The sequence below is a fragment of the Mesorhizobium sp. M7A.F.Ca.MR.176.00.0.0 genome (assembly GCF_004023165.1).
Taxonomy (GTDB): Bacteria; Pseudomonadota; Alphaproteobacteria; order Rhizobiales; family Rhizobiaceae; genus Mesorhizobium.
The window spans coordinates 1-5,954 of the sequence record NZ_RZTC01000196.1; the positions used below are offsets into that span (position 1 = coordinate 1).

Annotated in this window: 4 protein-coding genes and 1 pseudogene; all 5 read left to right on the forward strand. The window is 64.1% G+C overall.

Annotated features, from left to right (window positions below):
• A partial coding sequence (locus tag EOB59_RS33260; RefSeq protein ID WP_206622097.1) for an MFS transporter occupies positions 1 to 1,319 on the forward strand: 1,319 nt, incomplete at its 5' end.
• 844 nt (positions 1,320 to 2,163) lie between these two features.
• Entirely contained in the window at positions 2,164 to 2,313 is a 150-nt protein-coding gene (locus EOB59_RS35465; RefSeq protein WP_158302487.1) for a hypothetical protein, read from the forward strand.
• 162 nt (positions 2,314 to 2,475) lie between these two features.
• Positions 2,476 to 4,413, forward strand: coding sequence for an adenylate/guanylate cyclase domain-containing protein (locus tag EOB59_RS33270; RefSeq protein WP_245486866.1), 1,938 nt, complete (start codon positions 2,476 to 2,478; stop codon positions 4,411 to 4,413).
• A gap of 671 nt (positions 4,414 to 5,084) precedes the next feature.
• Positions 5,085 to 5,267 (forward strand): hypothetical protein, encoded by a 183-nt coding sequence (locus EOB59_RS33275; protein WP_095482601.1) that lies wholly within the window; start codon positions 5,085 to 5,087, stop codon positions 5,265 to 5,267.
• Positions 5,268 to 5,486: 219 nt separating this feature from the next.
• Positions 5,487 to 5,954, forward strand: a pseudogene (locus tag EOB59_RS33280) (DUF3991 domain-containing protein); the annotation flags it as partial.

A 5,954-nucleotide genomic window follows, 5' to 3' on the forward strand; every position in this document is an offset into this window, starting at 1 on the left:
AAGGCGCGGGTGGCGTTGAGGTTCGGCAGTTTGCGCATGAGATCAGCATAACAAAAGCGTTCGCTTGCGGCAAAAAATATCGTTTGAGTGAAAGCTCACTTCGCGGCATCTCCCGGACACCCCATCGCCAGGAGGATGCCATGACCCGACCGCAGAACTCCCAAACCCGGATGATCGTCGCGCTGATCCTCGGCGTGACGATCTACGGCCTCGCGATGGGCACCACCTACCCGCTTCTGGGTCTCTTGCTATCGGATCGCGTGTCAGGCGCGCTCAATGGCCTGAATACGGCAGCGACCGGCCTCGGTCTCATGACCGGCGTGGTGCTGGTGCCCGGCCTCGCCCGCCGGTTAGGCGCGGGTCGAACTGCGCTGGCAGGCGTGGGGCTGCTGGCGGCGGCGCTCGTGGCGCTGGCCTTCCTGCGGGACTTCTGGCCGGTCTTCGCGGCCCGCGTGATTCTGGGCTGCGGTGCAGGCCTCATGTTCATCGTCGCCGAAACGGCGCTGAACGCGGCCGCGGCGCCAGAGCGGCGCGGGCGGATCATGGGCGTCTATACCGCTGCCAATGCCCTCGGTTTCGTACTCGGTCCCGCGATGATTGCGCTGATGCCCGACCGCCCGGCCGCGCTTCTCCTCGGTTGCGCCGCGATAGCGCTGATGGCGCTGATCCCGTTCGCCGCGGTGGAACGGCCCGTGAGCCGCTTGGTCGTGCCGGGATCGGGGCGCCACATTGTGTCGGCGATCGCAGCCTTTCCCTTAGCCTTCGGCTTTCTCTTTATCGCCTCGATGATTGATGCCGTCGCCATCAGCCTCATGCCGGTCATCATGCTCGATCGCGATTTCGACGTCTCGCAGGCGGTGCTGCTCGCCACGGTGTTCCATGTCGGCCTGGTGATCGGCCAGCCGCTGATCGGGCTGGCGCTGGACAGAGCTGGCCGCCGCCGCACGGTGCTTGGTTGCTGCGGCCTATCGCTCGCCTGCACCCTGCCGCTGGTCTCCGGGTCAGGTCTGGGGTTCTGGCCCGTAGCCGGGCTGATGCTGGTCTGGGGCGGCGCGAATTACGGGCTCTACACCGCTGGGCTCGCACTGATCGGCGACCGTTTCCAGGCTGAAAAGCTGACGGCGGCGATAGCCGCCCTTGCCTCCGTCTATGCTCTGGCCGCCGTTATCGGCCCCGTCGTCGCCGGCGGCATGATGAATGCGCTCGGCGCGCAGGGTCTATTCGGGGCAGCAGCGGTTGTCTATCTGAGGGCGCTCTGCGGTGGCCTCTGGCTGTTTCGGCCTGTCGAGCCGGAATGGCAGAAGCATCAAATCCGCTGATGTCCGCAATAGGCTCGATCGTGCCATTCGCAATGCATGTCGAAGACAACTACAACCTTTCAGCTTCGACTGCAGGCGACTGCTGCGCGTAGCCCGCCTCGGACCAGGGCTGAAACGGGCAAGGGCAGAAGGAAAAGCCCTTGGCCGTCCACCGCGCCTCGATGAACACGCAGGCAGCAGGTACTCGAAGAATTGAAGAAGGGAGCTAGCATTTCTGTTTTGGCCCGAAAATTTGCCACGACCCGGCAGACGATCATGAGAGGACGAAGTTTGCTGAGCGCGTCTGATCGCGGAGGCCGGCTGGGAAGGTCGCGGAAGGGCGGACTGTCGCCCTTCTTGTCGCCCGCCGAACGAGCAGGGAGCGCCAATTCCAGTCAATCGTAGCCCTCCTCCAAACCTGACGTTCGCGCTAAGGCTGCCGGCGATCCTGAGCCGACTGTCGGACGGTATGGCCGCCCGGATCCGCCTGGTCAGAGCATATGCACGAGGTAGGTTTTGCCATCTCTTCCTGCACATAGGTTATCCCTGTTCGGCCAGCGCCGCGTGCAACGTTTGCGCCGTGGTTTTGAAGATGAGTTGGCCTTCGACGCAAACCTTGTGTTCGCGCGCCCTTCTCCGGAACCACAGTGCCTGCATATATGGCACGCTGCGCCTTAGGCCGACTTGCCGAGAGCTTTCAGGATAAACCGAATCTGCTCACGCAGGGCCGCTTCGGTGTCTTCGCCGTGTTGAACGCAGTGCTCGATCAGAATCGGGTGGAAGAACGGCGTGAACGCGGTGTTGACCGCACGGGCCGCTTCTGCCGGTGCTCGACCTTGAGTTCGCCCGCCTCGGTCCCTCGCGAATGATCGCCTCAAAGATCGTCACCATTCGCTCACCGGTTCTCCTGCATGGCGGCGACGATCATGTCGTGCGTGCGCCTTTCCGGGAGTTGACACTCTCGACACTGCGCGAGATAGGGGCGCATCTTCGAGGCGCCCGCGTCCGCGACTGAGGCGGGCGCTCTTCCATATTTACGAAAGGAACACCCCTATGAGGATCGGAATCATCGGCGCCGGAAACGTCGGCGCCATATTGGTGCGAATGCTTCGGCGCGTCCTCTCCTTAAAGCCGTCACCGGGCTTGCAATGCGGTGGCGCACTATGACATTGGCTGCATGAGCACGTCCGCACAACCAGTGCGTCTGGTCCGCCCCGAAAAGAAGCGGCGTCGCATCCCCATTGCAGTCATCATGGCGATGAGTTTCGGCAGCCTCGTGTTCCTGTCGGTCGGCGGCGTGCTCGCATTGTCGGTCGGCGCCAACCTTCGCAACACTTTCGACCTGCTCGGCGCCCAGTCGACGCTCCTGATCGATGCGATGGAGGATTTGCTGCGCGCCGAGATGGGGCGCGCCGAGAGCGCCGTGGACGGCGTCGCGCAGCTCTACAAGCAGGGCGAGTTCCAGATCGACGACGAGGCGATGTCGGCGGCACTTGCCAGTGCGCTGGCGGCAGTGCCGGGGGTGAACGCAATGTTGATCTGCACACCCGACCTGATTTGCAGGGGGGCGGCGGTGACCGGGGACAACGACGCCAAATATCCTGCCGGAACGATCCGGAAACTCCCCGCCGAGACCGAGAAATCGCCGCAAGTGCGCGCCGTTCTTGAAGAGCGCCAGCAGGTCGACGGACGCCGGTGGGGCGCCTTCGTGGCCAACGAATATGGCTTGTTCGCCAACGTCTCGGCGCCGCTGTCACGCGATGGCGCCACGAAGGCCTGGGTGATCGCCGCGGTGGAACTGCAGAACTTGTCCAAAATCACGCAGGAACTGTCGTCGCGCTTCGGCACGCATGCCTTCATTCTGGATGGCGACGGATCCATCCTGGCGGACCAGCGGCTGGCTTCCCCGGATGCGCTGAAGAACGGCATCCTGCCGCTGACGCCGCTCGCCAATTTCGGCGATCCGGTTCTCGCCGGATATGAGGCGCGCAAACCGGAAGCGGAGTTCAGCACGCAGCGTACCCGCGATATCGAGGTTGCCGAAATCCAGCTTGACGACAAGGACGGTTCGACGTCATGGGACGGAGAGAACACTTACGTCGCTATTACCCGTGAGATCACCGGCTATGGCGACCGGCCCTGGACGCTCGGCGCATATTTCAAGACCAGTCAGATCGGTGACGAAATCGAGCGCGTCATGGGATCGGCCATGCTTGGACTTTTCGCGATGGCGGTGGCGGTCATCGTCGCGATTCTTCTCGGCAAGCGCCTGTCGCGCCGGATCCAGGCGATTGCCGGCCAGGCCACGCGCGTCGCCGATTTCGATCTCGACGGCGTGACCCCCCTGCCGCGCAGCAGGGTGCTGGAGTTGGACAACCAGGCTTCGGCCTTCAATGCCATGCTGATCGGTCTGCGTGCATTCTCGACCTATATTCCGCGCTCGCTGGTGGCCAAGCTGGTGCGCACCGGAGAGATCGGCATCGCCGAACCGCGCGAAGCGGTCGTCACCGTCATGTTCACCGACATCGCCGGCTTCACCACGCTGTCGGAGCAGATGGACGCCGCCGCCGCGGCCAGGCTGCTGAACCACCACTTCGCGATCCTGTGCGGCGCGGTCGATGCACATGGCGGTACTGTCGACAAGTTCCTGGGCGACGGCATGCTGGCGTTCTTCGGCGCGCCGGATCGTCTGAAGGGCCATGCCGCCGCGGCCGTCCGCGCAGCCGCGGCCATCCGCGAGGAGCTGGACAAGGACAATCTGGAAGCGGCTGGCGAAGGCCGGCCTCCGCTTCATGTCCGCATCGGCATCCACACGGGCTCCGTCATCGTCGGCAATATCGGCGCATCCGACCGCGTCAACTATACGATCGTCGGCGACACAGTGAACGTCAGCCAGCGGCTGCAGGACCTCGGCAAGCAGCTCGAACCGGGCGCCACCGCCGCAATCGCCATTTCCGGCGAGACCGCGTCGCGGCTCGACGAAAGGTTCGAAAGGATCCCGGCGGGCAAGCACCGGCTGCGCGGCCGCGGCGAGGCGACGGAGGTCTTCCAGCTTGGCAAAGTCGCGACGTCAGCATCGCCCCCTATGGACGTTCAGCGCGCCCAAGCGGGCTGAGTAACATGCCACTTCCATGCCGCTGATCGGCGGCTTGAAGAAGCCGACGGCTTTGGGAATGACTGGAGCCGGGTCACCTAGCGCCGTAGCTGATTTCAATTGGAACGGCAGGAACGGTGCAAAGTCGCTGGTTCCGGGCAACGTCCGCTTACGAGCCGCCAAATCGGCCCAGCAAGGACCGGTTTGGGGGTCAAGACTGGTGGTTCTGGTGAACGTCGGCTTCCGGGAAGGAAATTCGGTCCAGGAAGGGCCGCTTCGGGTCAGGCTTCCCGTTCAACACCTCCGGTGGAAGGTCCGAGAAGTGTTGATATTTTCACCTTCCCAGAGGTCGCAGAGCAGCACAGCTGCCAAGCAGTCCGTTCGGGAAAGCCAATGCCGATCGCGGTGTTCGCTTTCCGTTCGTCTTAGCGCGTTCGAGGGAACAGTTCTTGTCCTGACCCCTTCAATGTGTGAGCCGATCGGGCGGCACGCGGGCTCGGCCCGCAGCCCAATCCCGCTCTCTTGAGATGGCTTCCTGGTCCAGCTCCGGATCTTCCACGATCAACCCCTGAAGGGGTCCGCTAGCAAGCTGCGGCCGCGCCGGCTTGGCCTTTGCGGTGATCGCGCCCGGAGCCCGACCTTTGAGGAGCCATCGAGCGGGAATTGGCCCGCTCCAAGGATGGAGCCCTCAGATGTCGCAAGATCTTTCCCTCGTCCAAAACCACGCCTTCCAGCTCGCCCGCACCCTCATGGTCCCTGTCACGCTCTTCCGCTCCGGCGACGAATTCGGCGTCCTGCCAAGCGCCGAACTCGACGACGATGAGGTCGAGACCCTTGCCGAATACGATCCCTTTGAACAGGGGCCGGCTCATTGAGCCGGCTTCCTCCTCCCGGAGGTGCCACTTGCGAGTTAACGGCGGCAAGGGAAGCTGCGCCGCGGCTGGCCCGCGGGCGACGGCGCGAGGTGCAAAAACACACATTGCCAGCCGCGCCCTTGCCGCCTTTGCTCTTCGCGGCATCCGGAAGTCGTCCCGCAAGGTGCGGGAAAGAAAACCTGACGGAAGGCGGGCGCCTGCGGCGCACGAAAGAGGGACATGGAACAGGACGAACTCGATGAACTTCGACATAGGGTGGCCTGCGCGGCCGCGCTGGATCAGGCCGGTTACGCGATCGACCTGAAGGAGAGTACCCGACGTGCGGTCAAATACCGGCGGGGCGACCAGATCGTCATCGTGATCCATGACGGAAAAGGCTGGTTCGATCCGCTCTCTGACGCGAAGGGGGATGTGTTCTCGCTGATGACCCATTTGCATGGGGTGGGTTTCGGGGAGGCGAAGTTGCTGGTCGCCCGGCTGGTCGGCCACGAGCCGCGCGAGCCTGTGTGGAAGAGGCAGGCGCGGAAGCGCGGGCCGGATCTCGGCGTCGCCGAACGCTGGAGCGGCCGCCGCAAGCCCTGGCCGGGATCGATGACATGGCGCTACCTGCGCGACGAGCGTCATCTTCCGGAAGCCGTGATCAGCGCCGCCATCCGGCATGACCTCCTGCGCGAAGGTCCTCGCGGC